Here is a 21,069-nt window from a genome sequence, read left to right as displayed (position 1 = left end):
CGTGTTGCCGTCCGACATGGGTGTGTGGTTAACTACTCACATGTCGCCCTCGACGAAGTCCCGCACCTTGTCAACCGCTGAAGACCGCCGCCAGGAAGTGCTGTCGACGGCCATCGGGGCATTCGCGGCGCGCGGCTACTTCGGCACCACCACTGTCGAGGTCGCGAAGGCGGCCGGGATATCGCAGGCGTACCTGTACCGGCTGTTTCCCGACAAGGAATCGCTGTTCGCGGCAGTGGTCGAGCGGACCTTCGACCTGTTCCGGGAGAGCCTCGCCGAGGGCGCCGCAGCCGCCACCGGCAGCTCCCCCGAAGCGGTGCTGTCGGCGATGGGCGGCGCGTACGCCCAGTTGATCAGAGATCAGGACCTGCTGCTGGTCCAGATGCACGCGCAGTGCGCCGCGGTGTCGGTCCCGGAGGTCCGCAAGGCCGTGCGGCACGGCTACTCCCGGGTGGTGGAGTACGCCCGCAGCGTCTCGGGCGCCTCGGACGAGCAGTTGCAGGAGTTCATCGCCATGGGCGCGCTGTGCAACGTGGTGGTGACCATGGGCGCCGACGACGTCGACGCACCTTGGGCCAGGACGCTGTCGAGCGGCCTGCGCCACTGACCGGCGCGGCGGTCGCCACCGACCGCCGCGCCGCCTCGGCGCCGGTAGTGAGTAATCAACCACTCTATTCAAGGAGTTGAGAAGTGAAGACCATCACCGAGACGAGCGGCGCCACCGTCGCCGCCCCGGCCGCCGGGCTGGCGGTCGTCGGCAGCGCCGGGCGGCGGCGCTGGGCCGTCCTGGCGTTGCTGGCCGTCGCGCAGTTCGCGGTCGTGCTCGACTCATCGATCATGAACATCGCCCTGCCGTCGATCGGCGACGAGCTGCGGGTCTCGCCGGAGAACCTGTCCTGGGTCATCAACGCCTACGTGCTGGCCTTCGGCGGCTTCCTGCTGCTCGGTGGCCGGCTGGCCGACCTGCTGGGCCGCAGGCGCATGTTCGTGGCCGGCCTGGTGCTGTTCGCCGCGGCCTCGCTGGTCGGTGGGCTGGCCACCGCGGCATGGCAGCTCATCGCCGCACGGGCAGTGCAAGGGCTCGGCGGGGCGCTGCTCGCGCCCGCCGCGCTGTCGATCCTGACCACGATCTTCCCGGCGGGCGCCGAACGCAACAAGGCCCTCGGCGTCTGGGGTGCGGTCGCCGGTTCCGGCGCCGCGGCAGGCGTCCTGCTGGGCGGGGTCCTCACCGACGGGCTCGGCTGGGAATGGGTGCTGTTCATCAACGTCCCCATCGGGGCGGCCACCGCACTGCTGAGCCTGCGACTCATCCCCGAAAGCCGTGGGCACGCCGGGCGCGACGGCTTCGATCTCGCAGGGGCGGCCACAGTCACCGGGGGCCTGACCGCTGCCGTGTACGGGATCGTCGAGGCGGAGTCGGCGGGCTGGGCCGCACCGACGACACTGGGGGTCTTCGCGGCCGCCGCCGTTCTGCTCGGCGCGTTCGTCATCATCGAGCACCGCGCGACCTCTCCCGTGCTGCCGTTTGCGATCTTCCGGTTGCGCACCGTCCTCGGCGCGAACGTGACGATGCTGTTCGTCGGAGCCGCGATGTTCGGGCTGTTCTACTTCCTGTCGCTGTCGATGCAGCAGGTCCTGGGCTACACGCCGCTGCAGACCGGCCTCGCCCAGCTCCCCGTTGCCGGCACCCTGGTGGTGGCCGCCGGCCTGATCTCCCCGCTGGTCACCCGCATCGGCAGCAAGCCGGTGACCCTCGCGGGCCTCGCCGCCTTCGCCGCGGGTCTGGTCTGGTTCTCTCGGATGCCCGCCGACGCGGGGTTCGTCACCGATCTGCTCGGGCCCTCGCTCGTCGTCGGTGTCGGCCTCGCGGCGACGTTCGTCGCGCTCACCGTCAGCTCCGTCGAAGGCATCACCGACGCCGAGTCCGGACTGGCCAGCGGGCTCATCAACACCACCCAGCAGATCGGCGGCGCGCTCGGTCTGGCCGCCCTGACCGCCGTGGCCGCCGGCCGCACCGACAGCCTCAACGGCGCCGTACCCGCCATCGCCCTCAACGAGGGCTTCCAGGCGGGGCTGCTCGTGGCCGCCGGAATCGTCACCGCAGCCGTCGTGCTGACCGCCATCGTCTCGCGGGGCTCTCGCCCTGGCGGCCAGTTCGCTGCCACCACAACCGGGACCGGGAGCCGCGCCCAGGCAGCAGCCTGACCTCTTAATGTCCAGCAAGTGAGTAATCAACCACTCTATCGGAGGAGATCCGCCATGAACAGGAACACGGCACTCAACCGCTGCCAGGCAGTCAAGGGTCTGCTGTACGGGACCGTTGCCGCCACCACGATCGCGGCCCTGGCCGAGCCCGCCGCGGCCCATCCCGACCACACCCCGGCCACCAACACGGTCGCGGCGCGGCAGGTCCACGTCGACGTTGACCGCGACGCCCAGGTCATCGTCGACCTGTCCATCGCCATCGACGCCCCGCTGGCGGCCGTGTGGCAGTTGCACACCGGTATCGACCAGTGGCCGTCCTGGCAGCAGGACATCAACCGGGCCGAGCTGACCGGCCCGCTGCGCCCGGGTGGCTCGTTCGCCTGGGAGACCCACGGGCTGCCCATCGTCTCCACCATCCGCGAGGTCCGCCCCCTGCGGCGCATCGTGTGGGGCGGGCCGGCGCTGGGGATCGACGGCGTCCACGTGTGGACCTTCACCCCGACCCACCACGGAGTCGTCGTGCACACCACCGAGTCCTGGGACGGCCCACCCATCGCCGCCGACCCCGAAGGCATGCGCGCCGCGCTCACCGCATCACTGACCTCCTGGCTCGCCGCCCTCAAGGCGACCGCCGAGGCGGCCGACCGACGGTGATCGGCACCAACCCCAGCAGCGCGCACCACGACACAACCCAGTGAATGGTCAACCACTCGTACACGAGGAGGGAGAAATGAGCACCGCTTCCGAGGTCAGTCTGGACGCCGCGGCCGAGCTGGCCGGCGCCGAGGACAGGACCGTCAAGAAGCTCAGGCACCGCCGGCAGCGCCGCATCGCGAAGGCCCTGCTGTACGCGGCCCTGATCGTCGCCGCCCTGTTCATCCTGGCCGAGCCCTGGCTGCTGCTGCCCGTCGGCATCGCCGCCGTCGCCGTCTCGCTGTGGGACTGACCGGAACCGCCATGGACGTCAACCGCAACGCCCAGATCGTCCTCGACGCCCTCCTCCACACGGCGTTGCGGCTGCACACGTCGGCCCCCTGACCAGCCTCCGGCGCCCACGACGCGACCGTGGGCGCCGGACCGTTCCCGGAAGGGGACCTGCCATGTACGAGCCGCTGTTCATCATCGACCTGCTCCTGGCCGCCGCCGCAGCCGTCACCGCCGTCCTGGCCGGCCGCCACGCCGGACGACTGGCCTACCACGCCGACGCGGCCCGCCCGATGCGCCGCAACCTGCACCTGGCCGCAGGGCTCACCGCGGCCCGGCTCATCGTCGCCGCGCTGCTGCTGACCGGCGGCTGGGACCTCGCCAGCGACCGCATCATCCTCGGGCTGCCGGCCGCGACCATTCCCACGGTCTGGGCCCTGATCGCAGCTACCCGGGCCACCACCGGCAGTGGGCACAACCGCACCCGGGCCGCGACCGCGGTCCAGACCGCCACCGCGGGCAGCCTGATCGCCGGCTACCTGCAATACGCCCCGCCTGGCCCGCAGGACACCGCCATCGTGCTGGCGATCGAGATCGCCCTGCTCGGCACAGCAGCGGCCGGATCGGCGCTGCTGGTGCGCTGGCGCCACCGGGCCAGCGTGGCCGGGGCGCTGCCCCGAGCCGGACGCGTGCCGTGGTTCGCCGCCGGCGGCCTGCTCACCGCGCTCCTACTGGCCTGGAGCGCCTACGCCCTCAACCCCAGCACGCCCGGCGCCACCGAGGGTCATGCCCACCACGCCGCCGGCCCCATGGACTGGGGCGGCGGGCCGGTACAAGGCCACCACGTCGCCGGGCACGGCACCCGCCGCATCGACCAGCTCACCGGACCCCGCGGCGTCCCCGCCGACGTCAGCATCACGCTCACCGCGGCGACGACCACATTGCGGCTGAGTTCCGGACGCACCATCGACGCGCTCACGTTCAACGGTCAGGCACCCGGCCCGCAGATCCGGGTACGGCAGGGACAACTGCTCGAGGTCACGCTGCTCAACACCGACGTCACCGAAGGGGTCACCGTGCACTGGCACGGCGTCGACGTCCCCAACGCCGAAGACGGCGTACCCGACCTCACCCAGGCACCGGTGATGCCCGGCGGCCGCCACGTCTACCGGTTCATCCCCGACCGCGCCGGAACCTTCTGGTACCACACCCATCGCGACTCCGACCGCACGGTGCAACGCGGACTGTTCGGAGCGCTCATCGTCGAACCTGCTGAAGGCGATCCACACGCCGGGTTCGAGCACATCGCCTTCACGCACCTGTGGCCCGCCGGCGACGACCCCATCGCGGCGTTCGACCGCGACGACACGCCACGCGCCATCCAGGTCCCGGCGGGCGAACCGGCGCGCCTTCGGCTGATCAACAGTTCGGAGGAGCCACAACGGCTCACCACCCACGGGACACCATTCACCGTGACCAGCATCGAAGGAAACCCCATCATCGGCCCGACCGAGCTGCCCGCCGCAACAGACCTGCTCCTGGCCGCAGGCGGCCGCGCCGACATCGCCTTCACGATGCCCGACACCACCGTCACCGTCCGCATCGACGCCGGCGAGACACCCAACGACACAGCACTCGTCCTCAGCCCCACCGGCAGCACGATCCCCGCGCCAGCGGACCGGGGCACCCTGTTCGACCCCGCGACCTACGGCACCGCCCCGGCCACCGCGCCGGCCCTCGCCGCCGGCGGCTTCGACCGCAACTTCGACGTCGTCCTGGAGGACGGCTTCGCCTACCACGCCGGCACGCCCACCTACACCACCCTGATCAACGGCAGGGCCGCGCCGTCAGTTCCCACACTCATGGTCACCGAAGGTGACCGCGTACGCATGCGCGTCGTCAACCGCAGCCTGATGGACCACCCGATGCACCTGCACGGACACCGCATCCTCGTACTGGCACGCAACGGCACACCGACCACCGGCAGCCCCTGGTGGACCGACACCCTCAACGTCAGCCCCGGCCAGATCTTCGACATCGCATTCACCGCCGACAACCCCGGCGTGTGGATGGACCACTGCCACAACTTCCGACACGCCGCCAACGGAATGATCATGCACCTGGCATACGCGGACGTCGTACCGGCGCGAGCCTCGTGAAGAGCGGGGCGTTGGCAGCGGCGGCTCGCCGCCGCGGGCCGTTGGGCTGGCTTGGGTGTGCGGATTCCGGCGCTATTTCCAGCGGTAATGATCTCGGTGGCAGACAGAGGCGATCAAAGCGGGCTCCATGCCTCCCGACCTGGGACTCAGTCAGCCAACGTTGGTCAACCTCTATCGCCACTGGTTCACCTTCGACGGCCTGCCAACGGCATGATCTTGGTGCCGCAGTCCGTGCCGCCATACAGCCTGGCCGCTCGGTCGATCAGCGGCGGCGATCACTCCCACTGTGTCGCCGCTGCCGCCTGAGCAGCCAGCGTGGTTTCGCTCCCCCGTGCCTGTCGATGTGCTCGCACAGTTCGCGCTCCTCGTACCCGCCGGGAACACCCATGCCGACAGACGCCCAAAAGGCTCTCGCGTCGCTCACGTGCCCGCTGCCCGTGAACCATCTCAGCCCCGGGTTCTCTTCGCGAAGCGCCCTCAAGCCAGTTGATGCAAGCCCCTTCCGCTGGTACTCCTCAGCCGTGTACGGCTTGTCCACCCAAGCCGCTTCGCAGTACTTGCAAACGATGTACTCGACCACGAAGGCGAACTGGCCATCCAGATTCGCCTCCCTACAGCGCCAACCGAAGTACCGGCCAGAGACGGTGTCCTGCCATGGTGTTCCGAGCGTCGGAAGCTGGCCGACCGAATACCGCGGGCGCCTGTCGACCCGGCCTCGCGTCAGGTGGTACAGCGCGGTTCGGATCGGTGTCCGACCGGACGAGCGTCCGACGCACGTCAGGGCCTGGTCCCTCAGCCGCTGAACCTCCGGCTCGATCTCCCTCGCCACGCAACCAACGCTAATGGCGGGGCCGACACCTATCAGGGCCTGGAGCGCACCGGGGATTTGAACCCCTTACACCCACCGTAGCGAGACAGCATCATCAATCGGACCGTCCAACGCTGCGACCAGGGTGGGGCCTGCCGACACTTGCCAACGCCTGTCGCCGCTAGTTGCTCTCAGTTGTAGCGGATCTGTACCCGTTGGTCTTGACTGAGGCAGGCTGCCCGGACATGCACCGGCGACCCCGGCGCCAGTCAGGCGAGCTACCGGCCACCCGGAGGCAGGCACCTTTTGCGCTTCCCTTGCCGCTCACCAAGCTTTACGTTAGGCAAATGACCCCGCCTCCTCAAAGGGCTGACCGTCCCGCCTACGGCCTAGCCGCCCTGGAAGAAGGCACCCAGGGCGCAAAGTTGAACTTCCGGTTCGATGTTGAGCTAGACGCGGCAGAGTACAAGGAACTTGAGGAGGCGCTTAAGCCCCTACTGCGACTTGGGGTACGCGACATCTTTAAGCTGGTGGCCCGCAACTACGAGGAAATAGAATCGCTAAACACGTACTATTTGAGGCTGTTCGGCTTGCCTCGGGAGCGAGGACGCATCCAGCCCCGCGATGCGGCGATCGGGTTCATGAATGCCTGCATTAACTGGCTAAACGTCGTCCGGCTATTTCTTGACCATGAGGAAACGTGGCTCAAGCGAACATTTGGTGAAACCTCCACTCACTTCATCGACTTCAAATCGGCGTGCAGCCGAGCGTTCGACTCTTCCGTTGCATATCGCTTTCTCTACAAGCTCAGGAACTATGCCACTCACTGCGGCCTACCCATTAGCAGCGTGCATCTTGATGCGCCCACGGAAGAGGAGCGAGTGGCGGGATTGCGCCAACGGATTTCTTTCCGCCTCAATCGAGACGACCTGTTGCGCGATTTCAACTGGGGTCCGCAAGTTCGAGCCGACTTGGCCGCAATGGAGCCGGCCTTTGAACTACTTCCGTTGATTAGTCAGGCCATGCCTCACCTCGACGACATCCTGCAAACCACCGTTGCAACTGACGTGAGGGAGTGCCTTCAAACACTTCCAGTTGTTCGGCGATACCTCGATCGAATGACCGTTGAGACGGCGCAGCCATGTCTTCTCTGTCTAACACCGAACGACCTGGGCGGTTACCAAATATCGCCCATGCTGTTGCCGATGGGTACCATCGCCAAGCTTGAGGCGGTAGATCCGACAGGCGACCTGCTCGCTCCATTCCGACGTGCAGACGAATTCGTTAGGCCCGGCCCACCAACCATGTCACCCGAGGGCCGGTATCGGATGAAGCGCGGATCCTTGGTGCTAAGCGCGCATTTGCATGAAGGCGGCCCTTCGCCAGCATTCTTCGATACGGTGAATCAACTGATAGATGAGGACGGGGACATTGAGCCAGTGCTGACTGGGACGATCAACTTGGGAGTGACGTTACTCCACATGGCGTCGATGGCAACAAATACGACTCCGCAATCAATACTTGCCTCGTTCGGGGAAGGTGACGAAGATCGAGCGAGACATCAGCCGTAGGCTTGCCCTTATTACCGTGATATGACAACGCGGATCGGCTTGACTGGTGTGGCTGGTTGCCGGCCTGTCCGTGGTCGTCGCCGGTGCCGTTTGGTTCTGCCTTTGCTGCTGTTCCGTCAAGGCGCGGGTCCGCTAGTAGCGCCGCTTTGGTAAAGGCCGCCCTTCCAGCCGCGCTTCAAGGCACATAGTCGCATAGTCGAGCCTGATCAAGGCACCCTCAAGAGCCCTCGCCCAATCGCACCGTGTCTCGTCGGGCTCGCCTAGCACTGTCGGGTTGAACCGCGGAAAGCGTGAAGTGGTGTCCCACATCGCGTCCTCGACATACTCAAGTTCCCTGGCCGGCTCTGCGGGCAGGAAAGCTCTATAGGCGCGCTTCACCCGGTCAGATTCCGTGATAAGTTCCTCCATCTCAGGCCAGCGAACCGGATCGGGACAAGAGCCACCCGGAAGCGGTTCGTGAGAATGCAGCTTAGCTAACTCAAGGATAGCGTTGTGTTGCTTGTCCGCGAGGTGTGAGTAGGCGATTATCGCTTCCCGCTGTAACTCTTCTCTGCGCAGGATGCGCTGTGCTTCGAGATTGTCCTCAACCTGCATTTTTGCAACCCGAATCGCCCCTCGTACCTGGACGGACGCAGCCAACCAACTAGCGACCCCTCCCACGATGGCACCGACAAGTGCGCTTGCGGCTCCCCTTCAGAAGTCGTTCATGACCACGATGGTCGCAGCCTGGCACAATCTGCCCGACCTCGCCTCGGCTGACCGCGCCAGCAACCAGACCGGTCGGCGCTGTACCAGCTGACACCGCCCCGTAGCCATCCCGTCGGCCTTCGTCCGCACTCCGTGGAGTGGGTGGGGCCTGCCCGGTCAAGGTGGAGCACACCACCGTCTGAACGACCTTGACCGGGCAGGCCCCACCCACTCGGCTTCGCCCGGACGGAGGTTGTCGGGATGGCGCCAACCATCCCAGAGTGGCCGAGCGCCCCGCCGGAGGCACTGCTCCTTTGCTGGACCGAACTGAAGCCCCGGAAACTGCCATCGAGACCATGGCGGCCCGGGGCTTCGTCGTATGTCGCGCCGCCGGCGGGCTGCAACCGACGCGCTGGCGGCCGAAGGCCAGAGGCGCGGCGGCGGGCCGTCGGCCCGGCCCAGGTTCGGCGGCGCGAGCGGCCCGCGACGCGGGCCGCCTTGATCTCGTACAGAAAGTTCTCACATACTATGCGCCCAGGCAGCGAAGGCGCCCACATGCCGCCTAAAGCCGGCCATTCATGACGAGACAGAAGACACTGGCGCAACGTTTCCCGTCCGCGAAGGGGCCGATACGGGGTTCTGGCCCAACGACCATGAGGAGCTCCGAGTGTCCCGAGTGGAGTGGACTCGCCTGAGTGGCGAGGAAGTCGAGCACGTGGTCAGCGTCCTACTGTGCCGCGAGTTCCCGAATGCTCAACGGATTCGACCGTCCGCTGGCGACGGAGGTATCGATGTTCGAGTCCCGCTGGACGACGGAATCGCGATCTATCAAGTGAAGAAGTTTGCCAGCAACTTAGGTAGCAGCGAGAAGGCCCAGATCCGAAGGTCGTTTGAAAGGATTCAAACCCACTCAGAAGAAGTGGGTTTGCCGGTACGGGAATGGCACTTGACGCTACCCCTCGATCCCACAAATGAAAACTTGGAATGGCTGCATGAGCTAACAAAGCATGCAGATTTCCAGTGCCACTGGGACGGGCTCATATTCGTCGACGCCTTGGCCGCAAAGTATCCCGACGTCATCGACTACTACTTGCGTGACGGTAGAGATCGACTGACTAAGGCTATGCAGGACTTGGCGGCCGCCATGAGCCTCTATCAGACAACCACACAAACGACCTCCACTACTCCAATGTCACCCGCAGAGGCAAGAGCGGGATTACTCGGCGCTTATCGCTTGCTAAACAGCGTCGATCCGCACTATCGATACGACATCCGCCTAGAAGAAACGCCTAGCGCTATCGACACGACGGATGACTTGGTCTTTGCCTCCACTTCCGGCACCGATAAAGGTTCGATCACGTATTTGGTGTACGCTCGATTTGAGGAAGCACTCGAAGAACGGCCAGTCTCGTTCAAGGTTCAAATCCCTGTTGAGCCCGGCAGCGATACTGAGCACGGCCTTAAGCAGTTTCAGAAGTTCGGCATACCGTTTATGTCTGTACCTGGTTCCGCCAAGTTCAGCGCCGACCTGCCGGGCGGCCTAGGCGGCACCTTTGAAAACGGCACCGTCAAAATCGCGCTGGCCGGACCATCCGGCTCTTATCGTATCCGGATGCAGGCAGTCCGCCCGGACGGTTCAGTTGCAGCCGAAGGCCGACTCTTAATGGAGGGTCCGTTCACGGGGCCAACTAGGCGAGGTGCAAGGGCTCACGGTAGGGAAGAGGGAGATTGCTTCACCATTGAGTTGTTGACGGACTTTGAATCGCAGACCGTCAACTTAAACCTGAGCGCTTGTGAGATCGAGGGCCGGCCGATTGTAGACATCATTAACGGGGTCCGGTTACTGAAAGAGATTTCCAGCCCGAATCGAGTTCGGTTCGCCGCTCTCGCCGGACCTGTACGCTTCGATCCACTACCAGCGGTTGAGTTCGCTCCCTACCCACCAGGGGTGTACCGCTTAGCTGAGGCTCTGGCAGTCATTCAGGAACACACGACCATCCAAGTCCTTATGCCCACCGAGGAAGAGCTGACTCCTTCCTATGTAGGGGAGGTGCATCGCGCTGCCCGACTGTTACAGGGCGAGGAAGTCAAGGTAATAGTGGATTCGGCTTCCATCGGCATGGAGAGCATTGACGCGGAGCTTCCGGAAGGCCCAACCATGCTCACGACGGTAACTCCCCTGAAGCTTCGGCTGGGAACTGAGGAAGCTCACCTCGCCGACGTGCAGGTCCTATTTCCTTCGGCCATAATGTCCGTGGCGCCCGGTGCCAGTGGATCCGGCGGATTGCTCACCCTCAAACCGTCCTCCGGAAGCACATTTGAGATGAGGATGAAACTGGTGGACTAGATCTGCCGCCACCATGGCTGAAACAACGTCCTGGACTACATCCAAAGGTCACTATCGGCTATCGGCTGTCACCAATAGGCAGTACGATCGACGAATGGATGACGTTCCCCTCCGTGAGGCCTCCCACGTGGCCGAGCAACAACTCGCAAGTCACCTGCCACGCCGATGGCGCCATGTCAGAGCAGTAGCCACCAAAGTTGAGCGACTTGCGCCGCAGGCAGACGCCGATGTCGAGGTTGCGGTCGCTGCCGCGTGGCTCCATGACATCGGGTACGCGCCAGGGATAGTGCCATCGACAAGGCGCTCGGCGAGGTCCAGGCGGCCGACGACGAACCGGGAGCCGTTGACGGCCTGGAAACGGCATGATCATGGCCCAGCGGCCCTGTGAGCGGCTAGAAGCGCAGGTCAAGCGCCATGCCGCCGCTACTTCCAGCGGAAGTGGACGAAGAGGCGGCCAAAGTTCTTGGAGTCCTTCTCGACCCGGTGGTAGAGCTGCTTGACGTCCTTCTGGTCGAGGAACCGCAGCACCCGCTTCTTCAGCTGGCCGGAGCCCTTGCCGGGGATGATCTCGACGAGGGTGGCCTTCTTCGCCACCGCCTCGTCCATGATCCCGCGCAGCGCGCGGTCGATGTCGTGGCCCTTGTTGAAGATGTCGTGCAGGTCCAGCTTCAGCTTCACGCCGCACCCACCGGCAGGTCAGGTCCCATGGACTCGATGGTAGGCCGCCCGCTTCGGCTGATCCGGGTGCGGATCGGGCGGGCGGCGGAGACAGGTCGGGGCAGCCCTGTCGAGCTGCCCCGTCCATGCGACCACACCCCGGGCGCGTCGCCCGGTCTCCGCGTCACCGACCGCCGGCGACCCGGGTCTCGACCCGGCGCAGTGCGGTGCGGTAGTCGTCGTTGCCCGAGTGCATCGCCGCCGCGATGCGCAGGTGCCGCAGCGCGTCGGCGGGCCGGTTCAGCCGCTCCAGCGTCCGGCCCAGCACGTGGTGGGCGTAATGGTCGCTGGGGTCCCGGTCGACCAGTTCCCGCAGCTGCTCCTCGGCCCGGCCGAGCTGGGCCGACTGGAAGTACGCCCGGGCCAGCAGCTGGCGGACCGCGGCGTTGCCCGGCTCGGCCTCGACGATCGGTTCGAGCAGCCGGGCCGCTCCGGTCGGGTCACCGGCTTCGAAGAACAGGTTCGCCCGCCGGTACTCGGCCAGAAGATCCATCGCACCCACCCCCTCGTGTCACGCCGCCACTCCTCCGACGCTGGCACAACACCGGCCGTACCGCGACTGTTCCCCGACGGGCCCGGGCCTCAGGCGGTGGCGTCGTGCCGGCCGGCGGCCAGCTCCCAGGCGCGGACGCCGCCGACGATGCCGGCGCTGTTGGGCACCACCACCACGTCGTCGCCCATCCGGGCCAGCTGCTCGGGCCGGATCAGCCGGGAGTTGCCGCCGCCGAGGTAGAGCCGGTCCCAGCGGAACACCGGGCGCAGCCCGTCCACCACCTGCCGGATCCGCCGCGACCAGAACGCGTCGCCGAGCCGGCGCCGCTCCGGCTCCCCCACGTACGTGTCGTAGGTGGTGCCCCAGCGCACCGGGGCGTGCGACAGCTCCAGGTGCGGGGCGAGCACCCCGCCGTCGAAGAGCGCGCTGCCCAGCCCGGTGCCCAGGGTCAGCACCAGCTCGCAGCCGGTCCCGGCGACCACCCCGGCGCCGTGCACCTCGGCGTCGTTGAGCACCAGCGCGGGCACCCCGAACGCCTCGGCGAGAGCGGTCCGCGCGTCGTACCCGGACCACTCGGCGAGCAGTTCGGGCAGGACCTTGCTGCGCGGGCCGGACCGGGTGACGTAGTGCGGGGTGGCCACCACCACCCCGTGCCGGATCATGCCGGGCATCCCGACGGTCAGCCGGTCCGCTGCGGGCAGCCGGGCGCCCAGGCCGAGCAGCGTCTTCACGAAGAGCGCGGGCGGCAGCGGGTACGGCGTGGGCACCCGCAGCGGCCGTGCCCGCATCGTCCCCGCCTCGTCGAGGACGGACGCCTTGATCCCGCCGCCCCCACAGTCGATCGCCAGAGTGGTCACCACGCCGAGCAGTGTGCCCGCTCCACCCCGGATCTCCGCACTGATCTTGCACTTTGTGCCCGCGATATGCGGCTTTCCGGCCGACATGCCCGGGCGCGAACTGCAAGACCGCCGAGTGGAGTGGGCGGGAAAAGCCGGGGGTGGGAGGGGGTGGGGCGGGGTAGGGTGGCGGGCTGATGAGCGCGACGATGATCGTCAAGGGGCTGGCCGCGGGGCACGGGGACCGGGCGCTGTTCTCGGGGTTGGACCTGGTGGTCGCGCCCGGGGACGTGGTCGGCCTGGTCGGGGTGAACGGGGCCGGCAAGTCGACGCTGCTGCGTACCCTCGCCGGATTGCTGCCGGTGGAGGCCGGCAGCGTGACGCTCAGCCCGCCCACCGCGACCGTCGGGCACCTGCCGCAGGAGCCGGAGCGCCGCGCCGGCGAGACGGTCCGGGGCTTCCTGGCCCGGCGCACCGGGGTGGCCGACGCGCAAGTCGCCCTCGACGCGGCGACCGAGGCGCTCAGCGCGGGCACCCCCGGCGCCGACGACACGTACGCCGAGGCGCTGGAGCGCTGGCTCGCCCTCGGCGGCGCCGACCTGGACGAGCGGGCCGAGCAGGTGGCCGCCGAGCTCGGCCTCGCGGTCGACCTGGAGCACCCGATGACCGGGCTCTCCGGCGGCCAGGCGGCCCGGGCCGGGCTGGCATCGCTGCTGCTCAGCCGCTACGACGTCTTCCTCCTCGACGAGCCGACCAACGACCTGGACCTGGCCGGGCTGGAGCGGCTGGAGCAGTTCGTCACCGGGCTGCGGGCCGGCACCGTGCTGGTCAGCCACGACCGGGAGTTCCTCACCCGCACGGTGACCCGGGTGCTGGAGCTGGACCTGGCCCAGCAGCAGGTCAACCACTTCGGCGGCGGCTACGCGGCCTACCTGGAGGAGCGCGAGGTGGCCCGCCGGCACGCCCGGGCCGACTTCGAGGAGTACGCCGAGACCCGGGCGACGCTGGAGGCGCGGGCCCGGACCCAGCGGGCCTGGATGGAGAAGGGCGTCAAGAACGCCCGGCGCAAGGCCACCGACAACGACAAGATCGGCCGGAAGTTCCGGGCCGAGGCGACCGAGAAGCAGGCCGCGAAGGCCAAGCAGACCGAGCGGCTGATCGAGCGGCTGGAGGTGGTCGAGGAGCCGCGCAAGGAGTGGGAGCTGCGGATGGAGATCGCCGCCGCGCCCCGCGCCGGCGCCGTCGTGGCCACGCTCCGCGACGCGGTGGTACGCCGGGGAAGCTTCACCCTCGGGCCGGTGAACCTCCAGATCGACTGGGCCGACCGGGTGGCGGTGACCGGGGCGAACGGCTCGGGCAAGTCCACCCTGCTGGCCGCCCTGCTCGGCCGGCTGCCACTGGACTCCGGGCAGGCCAGCCTCGGCCCCGGCGTGGTGGTCGGCGAGGTGGACCAGGCCCGTGGGCTGTTCCTCGGCGACGCGCCGCTGATCGACGCGTTCCGGGCCGCCGTACCGGAGCTGTCGCCGGCGGACGCGCGGACCCTGCTGGCCAAGTTCGGCCTGCGCGCGCAGCACGTGCTCCGCCCGGCGGCCACCCTCTCGCCCGGCGAGCGGACCCGGGCGGCGCTGGCGCTGTTGCAGGGCCGCGGGGTCAACCTGCTGGTGCTGGACGAGCCGACCAACCACCTCGACCTGCCCGCCATCGAACAGCTTGAGTCCGCGCTGGCCAGCTACCCCGGCACGCTGCTGCTGGTGACCCACGACCGGCGGATGCTCGCCGCGGTGGCGACCAACCGGCGGCTGCGGGTGGACGCGGGACGGATCGCCGAGGATTGATCCGTGCCGGCCGGCCGCCGCGGGGCGAGAATGACCCCATGCTCAAGTGGGAGTACGCGCTGCTGGTCCGGCGACGCCAGGCCGCCACCAACGACATCGGCTGGGAAGTGGTCTTCGTCTGGTACGGCCCGGACGGCTCCATGGTCGACGTGACGCCCTACGGCGACACCGCGCTGGCCCACCTGAACCGGGCCGGTGACCAGGGCTGGGAGCTGGTCGCGATGAGCGAGGACCCGTCCCTGCCCGGCAACAACGAGCTGCACCGCTACCACCTCAAGCGGCCGAAGCCGGTCGCCCCGCCGCCACGACAGCGGATGCGCGTCGGCGGTCGGCAACGCCGCACCGTCACCGGCTGACCCTCGCCGCGCCAGCCTCCGCCGCAGCACGCCAGCCGCCGTCCCAGCGCGCCAGCCTCCGCCGCAGCACGCCAGCCGCCGGGTTCCGGTTCCATCGGCCCGGCCTCGGTTGGCCTCTGCCGTCCGCCTCGGACCGCGCGTGGCCCGCCGGCCGCCCCCATCCCGGACTGGTCGCGGAGAGCGGCGGCCAGGCATACCGGACGGAGATGCGGGTAACGGGCGGCCGGAGGTGGGCCGATGGTCGCGATGGCACAGACTCCGCCCTCGGCCGAGCGGCTGCGGGCGGTCGACGGTTTCCTCGCCGAGGCGTGGGCGGAGCAGGTCCGGCACGATGTCCGGCTGCGGGACCTGGCGGTCGAGGTGCGCTTCGACCGCGGGGTGGCGCATCTCAGCGGCGAGGTCGCCGAGCCGGCCCAGTTGCGCCTGGTCCGGGACCTGGTCGGTCGGCTGGCCGGGGTGTTCGCCGTCTGGTGTCGGGTGCGGGTCGGTGGCCGCGACCCGGTGGTGGTCGACCTCGGCTGCGGCGCCACCAAGCAGTGGCCGGGCAACCTGGGGCTGGACATCTACCCGGCACGTGGGGTGGACGCGGTGGCCGACCTCTCCGGCTCGCTGCCGCTGGCCGACGACTCGGTGGACGTGTTCTTCGCGGTGCACATCCTGGAGCACCTGATCGACTTCCTGCCGCTGGTGGACGAGTGCCACCGGGTGCTCCGGCCGGGCGGCGTGCTGCACGTGATGAGCCCGTGGTGGGGGCACGTGAACGCGGTCGCCGACCCGACCCACGTCCGGCTGCTCGACGTACAGACGATCAAGGGGATCTGCCTCCAGCGCCCACCGGGCACCCCGCGCTGGTACCCGCTGCACGCCGGCTGCGACGGCGCCTCCATCTTCGCCGACCTCACCCCCCTCCCCCCCGACGCCGACCCCCCACCCCCCACCCACCTCTCCCGCTTCTTCGCCTAACCCCCACCCCACCCCACCCCACCCCATCCCGCACGGTTGATCATGAAGTTAGCGGCGCTTTCGGAGATCGAAAACGCCGCTAACTTCATGATCAACGGGGGGTCCGGGGGGTGGGGGGTGGGGGGAGGGAGGAGGGGGGTTAGGGGCCGAGGGTGGATTCTCGGGGGGTCAGGTGGTAGGGGGCGGAGAGTTCCTGGGGTGGGGCGGTGGGGTCGGCGTCCAGGCGGTTGGCCAGGAGTTCGACGGCCAGGCGGGCGATGCGTTCCTTGTCCGGCGCGATGGTGCTGAGGGTGGGGATGGAGAACCGGCCGTCCTCGATGTCGTCGAAGCCGGCCACCGCGACGTCCTCGGGCACCCGCAGGCCGGCCTCGTGCAGGGCGCGCAGGGCGCCGAGCGCCAGCGTGTCGTTGAAGCAGAAGACCGCGTCGGGGCGTACGCCGGAGGCCAGCAGGCCGCGCATCGCGGCCGCGCCGTCGGCGCGGTGCCAGGCCGGCGCGGGCGCCACCAGGCGCTCGTCGTAGTCGATGCCGGCGTCGGCGAGCGCGGCGGTGTAGCCGGCGAGCCGGAGCCGGGCGCTGGCGCCCTCCGGGGTGCGCTGCGAGCCGATGGCGGCGATCCGGCGCCGGCCGAGCCCGATCAGGTGGGCGGTCATCTCCCGGGCCGCGGCCACGTTGTCGATCACCACGTGGTCGGCGGGGCCGTGGTCGACCCGCTCGCCGAGCAGCACCATCGGGGTGCCGTCCAGGCCGGCGAGATCCTCGGCGGCGAGCGCCAGCGGGCTGAAGATCAGGCCGTCGATCAGGTGGTCGGTGATCCCCGAGGCGACCACCCGTTCCTGCTCGCGGCCGCCGCCGGTCTGGTCGATCAGCACCGTCCAGCCCAGCTCGGCGGCGGCGGTGACCACGTGCCGGGCCAGTTCGGCGAAGTACGGGATGTCCAGCTCCGGCACCGCCAGCGCGATCACGCCGGTACGCCCCTTGCGCAGGTTGCGGGCGGAGAGGTTGGGCCGGTAGTTCAGCTCGGCGATGGCCTCCTCGACCCGGGCCCGGGTGTCCGGCCGCACGTGCACGTAGCCGTTGACGACGTTCGAGACAGTCTTCACCGACACGCCGGCCCGCTCCGCGACGTCCTTGAGCCTGTGCCGCACTGACTTCCTCCCCGAGTTGCTGACCGCACTTTACCGTGTCACGACCGCATTACAGCCCCTTTACAACGTTGCTTACAACGTTGTAGAAACCAGGGACACCCGGTGACCGCGGTCACTGGGAACCGGCAACAGGAAAGGTGGCACCCCCTTGCGGACCGCGCAGCTCACCATCGACCCGGCCTTCGCGATCGGACCGGCCGACCGGCGTCTCTTCGGCTCGTTCGTAGAGCACATGGGTCGGTGCGTCTACGGCGGGGTCTACGAGCCCGGGCACCCGACCGCGGACCCGCGCGGACTGCGCGGCGACGTGCTGGAGCTGACCCGCGAACTGGGCGTCTCCGTGGTCCGCTACCCGGGCGGCAACTTCGTCTCCGGCTACCGCTGGGAGGACGGCATCGGCCCGGTCGGCGACCGGCCGCGCCGGCTCGACCTGGCCTGGAAGACCATCGAGACCAACGCCTTCGGCCTGGACGAGTTCATGACCTGGGCCGCCGCGGCCGGCGTCGAGCCGATGATGGCGGTCAACCTGGGCACCCGCGGCGTGCAGGAGGCGTGCGACCTGCTGGAGTACGCCAACCACCCGGGCGGCACCCAGCTGTCCGACCTGCGCCGCAAGCACGGCGCCGAGGAGCCGTACGGGGTGCGGCTCTGGTGCCTCGGCAACGAGCTGGACGGCCCGTGGCAGGTCGGCCACAAGACGGCCGACGAGTACGGCCGGCTGGCCGCCGAGACCGCCCGGGCGATGAAGATGATCGACCCGTCGATCAGCCTGGTCGCCTGCGGCAGCTCCAACCGGACCATGCCGACCTTCGCCTCCTGGGAGGCGACCGTGCTGGAACACACCTACGAGCACGTCGACTACATCTCCGCGCACACCTACTACGACCCGTCCGACGGCGACCGGGCGAGCATCCTCGCCTCGGCCGTCGACATGGACCACTTCATCCGCGAGGTGGTGGCCACCGCCGACCACGTGGCCGCCAAGCAGCGGCACACCCGCAAGCTCAAGATCTCCTTCGACGAGTGGAACGTCTGGTACCAGTCCCGCCTCCAGGCCGACCTGGACCGGCGCGGCTGGGTGGAGGCCCCCGCGCTGATCGAGGACGACTTCACAGCTGTCGACGCGGTGGTGGTCGGCGACCTGCTGATCACCCTGCTCCGGCACGCCGACCGGGTCGGCGTGGCCTGCCAGGCGCAGTTGGCCAACGTGATCGCCCCGATCCGCACCCGGACCGGCGGGCCGGCCTGGCGGCAGAGCATCTTCCACCCGTTCGCGCTGACCGCCCGCTACGCCCGGGGCACCGTGCTGCGCACCGAGCCGGTCTCCCCCCACTACGAGACCAAGCGGTACGGCGACGTCCCGGTGCTGGACACCGTCGCCGTGCGGGACGAGGAGACCGGCGAGCTGACGGTCTTCGCCGTCAACCGGGACGACACGGACCTGGAACTCCAGCTCGACCTGCGCGGCCTGGCAGGACTGTCCGCTTCATCCCACCTGAGCCTCGCCGCCGGGGACGACCCGACGGCGACGAACACCGAGGCCGAGCCCGACCGGGTGACGCCCCGGCAGCTGAACACCCCCACCATCAACGGCGGCCGGTGCTCCGTGCGCCTGCCGGCCGTCTCCTGGAACGTGCTGCGTTTCGCCCCTGCCGGCACCTGACGCCGGACCGGCCCTGACCAGGCACAATTTCACCCCGTCCCCCAAGGAGAGATACCAGCCATGATGCAGAACGACATGAGCCGGCGGCGGCTGCTCGGCCTCGGGCTCGGGCTCGGCGCCGCGGCCACGCTCACGCTGGCCGGCTGCGGCGGCGGCGACGAGTCCGGCCCGGCGGCGGGCAACGGTGGCAAGGACTACACCGGCCCGAAGGTGGACCTGAAGCTGTGGAACGGCTTCACCGGCGGCGACGGCGACATCTTCAAGACGCTGGTGAACCAGTTCAACAGCGAGCACCAGAACATCGCCGTGTCGATCGCCACCTACCAGTGGGACGACTACTACAACAAGCTGCCCGGCGCCGCCTCCAGCGGCAACGGCCCGGACATCGCGGTCATGCACATGGACCAGCTCGCCACCTTCGCCGCGCGCGGCGTGATCACCGAGCTGGACGACGTGGCCAAGACCCTGGAGCTCTCCGAGGGCGACTTCGCCCCCACCGTCTGGCAGGGCGGCCTCTACAACAACAAGCGGTACGGCATCCCGCTGGACATGCACCCGCTCGGCTTCTACTACAACAAGGCGGTCATGCAGAAGGCCGGCCTGGACCCGAACAAGCCGCCGACCACCAAGGACGACTACACCGCCGCGCTGACCGAGCTGAAGAAGTCGGGCGTGCAGGGCTTCTGGGTCAGCCCGTTCCAGTTCACCGGCGGCATGACCTTCTACTCGCTGGTGCACCAGTGGGGCGGCAGCGTGTTCGACGCCGAGGCCACCAAGGCGGTCTTCAACTCCGACCAGGCCGTCGAGGCGTGCACCTGGCTGGTCGACCTGATCAAGCAGGGCCACTCCCCGGCCAACGTCGGCCAGGACGCCGACTACCTGGCCTTCAAGAGCGGCAAGAACGCCTTCAACTGGAACGGCATCTGGCAGATCAACGACCTGAAGAAGAGCCCGGAGATCCAGTGGGGCGTGGCGCCCCTGCCGCAGATCGGCAGCCAGCCGGCGGCCTGGGCCAACTCGCACAACTTCACCATCGTCAAGCAGCGGGCCAACGACGCCAACAAGGTCTCCGCGGCGAAGGTCTTCATCAACTGGCTCAGCCAGCACTCCCTCGACTGGGCCAAGGGCGGCCAGGTGCCGGCCCGCAAGACGGTCCGGGACAGCGCCGAGTTCAAGGCGCTCACCGAGGTCAACGCGCTCGCCCCGGAGCTGGAGTACGCGGCCTTCCCGCCGGCGGCCCCGGGCCTCGGCGAGGTCATGACCACCTTCTACAACTCCTTCAACGAGGCCGCGCTGGGCAAGAAGTCGCCCAAGCAGGCGCTGGACGACGGTGCGGCCAAGGCGAACAAGCAGCTCGAGGACAACCGCAAGAAGTACGGGAGCTGATCACCCGTGGCGGACGTGCTCGAGGTCGGGGCGGCGCGTGGTGACGCGCCGCCCCCGGCGGCCGGCACCGCCCGCCGGGGCGCCTCGGCGCGCCGGACCGGGCGGCTGACGCCGTACCTCTTCCTCGCCCCGTACCTGGTGCTGTTCGGGGTCTTCGGCCTGCTGCCGATCCTGCTCGGCGTCTGGCTCAGCGTGCACCAGTGGGACTTCCAGCTGCCCAACCGGCCCTTCGTCGGGCTGGACAACTACCAGGAGCTGTTCTCCAGCGACTCGGCCGTCTACGGCGACTGGTGGCAGAGCGTACGGGCCACGGCCATCTTCACCGTGTTCTCGGTGCCGCTGCTGGTGGTGGTCCCGCTGGGGCTGGCGCTGCTGTTGAACCGCTCGTTCCCCGGCCGGACCTTCTTCCGGGCGATCTACTTCGCGCCGTACGTGCTGGGTGTGGCGGTGATCGGCCTGCTCTGGCGGTTCCTGCTGGACGCCAACCTGGGTCTGGTCAACCGGCTGCTCGGCGCGGTCGGCCTGCCCGCGGACACCCCGTGGGTGACCGACGTGCCGTGGGCCTGGGTGTCGCTGGTCGGGGTCACCGTCTGGTGGACCTCCGGCTTCAACGCGGTGATCTACCTGGCCGGCCTCCAGGACATCCCGGCCGAGCTGTACGAGGCGGCGAAGGTGGACGGCGCGAGCGCCTGGGAACGGTTCCGGCACGTCACCCTCCCCGGGCTGCGTCCGGTGCTGCTCTTCGTGATCACCACGACCGTCCTCGCCTCGGCGAACGTGTTCGGCCAGTCGTTCCTCATCACGCAGGGCGCGCCCGGCACCGAGACCCGCACGGTGGTGTGGTTCATCGTCGAGGAGGGGCTGCGGGACAACGACGCCGGTCGGGCCGCCGCGATGAGCATCGTGTTCGCCCTGATGCTGGCGGTGGTGAGCATCGCCAACTTCCGCCTCTTCCGCTACCGGGAAGACTGA

Annotated in this window: 19 protein-coding genes and 1 pseudogene; 14 read left to right on the top strand and 6 right to left on the bottom strand. The window is 68.7% G+C overall.

Annotated features, from left to right (window positions below):
* The first annotated feature begins 67 nt into the window (after positions 1-67).
* From SM577_RS05110 to SM577_RS05090, 5 genes are all read left to right on the top strand, one after another.
* A complete protein-coding gene (locus SM577_RS05110) occupies positions 68-607 on the top strand; it encodes a TetR/AcrR family transcriptional regulator (protein ID WP_474586401.1) in 540 nt (179 codons plus the stop codon).
* 83 nt (positions 608-690) lie between these two features.
* Positions 691-2,205, top strand: coding sequence for a DHA2 family efflux MFS transporter permease subunit (locus SM577_RS05105; RefSeq protein WP_474586400.1), 1,515 nt, complete (start codon positions 691-693; stop codon positions 2,203-2,205).
* A 54-nt stretch (positions 2,206-2,259) separates the two neighbouring features.
* Positions 2,260-2,859 carry an SRPBCC family protein gene (locus SM577_RS05100; RefSeq protein WP_474586399.1) on the top strand — a complete coding sequence of 200 codons (600 nt, stop codon included), beginning with the start codon at positions 2,260-2,262 and terminating at the stop codon, positions 2,857-2,859.
* A 76-nt stretch (positions 2,860-2,935) separates the two neighbouring features.
* Positions 2,936-3,151 carry a hypothetical protein gene (locus tag SM577_RS05095; protein WP_474586398.1) on the top strand — a complete coding sequence of 72 codons (216 nt, stop codon included), beginning with the start codon at positions 2,936-2,938 and terminating at the stop codon, positions 3,149-3,151.
* 154 nt (positions 3,152-3,305) lie between these two features.
* Entirely contained in the window at positions 3,306-5,288 is a 1,983-nt protein-coding gene (locus SM577_RS05090; RefSeq protein WP_474586397.1) for a multicopper oxidase family protein, read from the top strand.
* Positions 5,289-5,550: 262 nt separating this feature from the next.
* Here the strand turns inward: SM577_RS05090 and SM577_RS05085 are convergent, their stop codons facing one another.
* Entirely contained in the window at positions 5,551-6,117 is a 567-nt protein-coding gene (locus SM577_RS05085; protein WP_474586396.1) for a hypothetical protein, read from the bottom strand.
* A 326-nt stretch (positions 6,118-6,443) separates the two neighbouring features.
* On the opposite strand from SM577_RS05085, the gene SM577_RS05080 reads away from it, so the two are divergent.
* Positions 6,444-7,667, top strand: coding sequence for a hypothetical protein (locus tag SM577_RS05080; RefSeq protein ID WP_474586395.1), 1,224 nt, complete (start codon positions 6,444-6,446; stop codon positions 7,665-7,667).
* Between the two features lie 132 nt (positions 7,668-7,799).
* Here SM577_RS05080 and SM577_RS05075 read toward each other — a convergent pair whose 3' ends face one another.
* Positions 7,800-8,261, bottom strand: a complete 462-nt coding sequence (locus tag SM577_RS05075; RefSeq protein WP_474586394.1) for a hypothetical protein — start codon at positions 8,259-8,261, stop codon at positions 7,800-7,802.
* Positions 8,262-9,021: 760 nt separating this feature from the next.
* Here SM577_RS05075 and SM577_RS05070 point away from each other — a divergent pair.
* Together SM577_RS05070 and SM577_RS05065 are read left to right on the top strand one after the other, a co-directional pair.
* Positions 9,022-10,701: a hypothetical protein gene (locus SM577_RS05070; protein WP_474586393.1), complete on the top strand. Its 1,680-nt coding sequence runs from the start codon at positions 9,022-9,024 to the stop codon at positions 10,699-10,701.
* Between the two features lie 13 nt (positions 10,702-10,714).
* Positions 10,715-11,089, top strand: a complete 375-nt coding sequence (locus tag SM577_RS05065) for an HD domain-containing protein (RefSeq protein ID WP_474586392.1) — start codon at positions 10,715-10,717, stop codon at positions 11,087-11,089.
* A gap of 35 nt (positions 11,090-11,124) precedes the next feature.
* Here SM577_RS05065 and SM577_RS05060 read toward each other — a convergent pair whose 3' ends face one another.
* From SM577_RS05060 to SM577_RS05050, 3 genes are all read right to left on the bottom strand, one after another.
* Positions 11,125-11,379, bottom strand: a complete 255-nt coding sequence (locus tag SM577_RS05060) for a Smr/MutS family protein (RefSeq protein WP_013736060.1) — start codon at positions 11,377-11,379, stop codon at positions 11,125-11,127.
* A 163-nt stretch (positions 11,380-11,542) separates the two neighbouring features.
* Complete coding sequence (locus SM577_RS05055; protein ID WP_302919610.1) at positions 11,543-11,911, bottom strand: tetratricopeptide repeat protein; 369 nt, start codon at positions 11,909-11,911, stop codon at positions 11,543-11,545.
* A gap of 89 nt (positions 11,912-12,000) precedes the next feature.
* Complete coding sequence (locus tag SM577_RS05050) at positions 12,001-12,771, bottom strand: ROK family protein (protein ID WP_088996160.1); 771 nt, start codon at positions 12,769-12,771, stop codon at positions 12,001-12,003.
* Between the two features lie 173 nt (positions 12,772-12,944).
* Here SM577_RS05050 and SM577_RS05045 point away from each other — a divergent pair, with 173 nt between their 5' ends.
* From SM577_RS05045 to SM577_RS05035, 3 genes and pseudogenes are all read left to right on the top strand, one after another.
* Complete coding sequence (locus SM577_RS05045) at positions 12,945-14,582, top strand: ABC-F family ATP-binding cassette domain-containing protein (protein WP_302919611.1); 1,638 nt, start codon at positions 12,945-12,947, stop codon at positions 14,580-14,582.
* A 38-nt stretch (positions 14,583-14,620) separates the two neighbouring features.
* Positions 14,621-14,866, top strand: a pseudogene (locus tag SM577_RS05040) (hypothetical protein); the annotation flags it as partial.
* A 309-nt stretch (positions 14,867-15,175) separates the two neighbouring features.
* Positions 15,176-15,901: a methyltransferase domain-containing protein gene (locus SM577_RS05035; RefSeq protein WP_474581441.1), complete on the top strand. Its 726-nt coding sequence runs from the start codon at positions 15,176-15,178 to the stop codon at positions 15,899-15,901.
* A gap of 139 nt (positions 15,902-16,040) precedes the next feature.
* On the opposite strand, the gene SM577_RS05030 is transcribed toward SM577_RS05035, so the two are convergent.
* Positions 16,041-17,048: a LacI family DNA-binding transcriptional regulator gene (locus SM577_RS05030; protein ID WP_474586391.1), complete on the bottom strand. Its 1,008-nt coding sequence runs from the start codon at positions 17,046-17,048 to the stop codon at positions 16,041-16,043.
* A gap of 148 nt (positions 17,049-17,196) precedes the next feature.
* Here SM577_RS05030 and arfA point away from each other — a divergent pair, with 148 nt between their 5' ends.
* Genes arfA through SM577_RS05015 form a run of 3 tightly spaced genes read left to right on the top strand, consistent with a single transcriptional unit; the run spans position 17,197 to position 21,069 of the window.
* Positions 17,197-18,711, top strand: a complete 1,515-nt coding sequence (gene arfA, locus SM577_RS05025; protein ID WP_474586390.1) for an arabinosylfuranosidase ArfA — start codon at positions 17,197-17,199, stop codon at positions 18,709-18,711.
* Positions 18,712-18,771: 60 nt separating this feature from the next.
* The gene (locus SM577_RS05020; RefSeq protein ID WP_302919615.1) at positions 18,772-20,097 is read left to right on the top strand and encodes an ABC transporter substrate-binding protein; all 1,326 of its coding nucleotides are present in this window, start codon (positions 18,772-18,774) and stop codon (positions 20,095-20,097) included.
* A gap of 6 nt (positions 20,098-20,103) precedes the next feature.
* Positions 20,104-21,069, top strand: a complete 966-nt coding sequence (locus SM577_RS05015; protein ID WP_302919616.1) for a carbohydrate ABC transporter permease — start codon at positions 20,104-20,106, stop codon at positions 21,067-21,069.

The sequence above is a fragment of the Micromonospora desertarenae genome (assembly GCF_056150265.1).
Note: the sequence above shows the minus strand (reverse complement) of the source record. Positions and strands in the feature narration are given on the sequence as shown.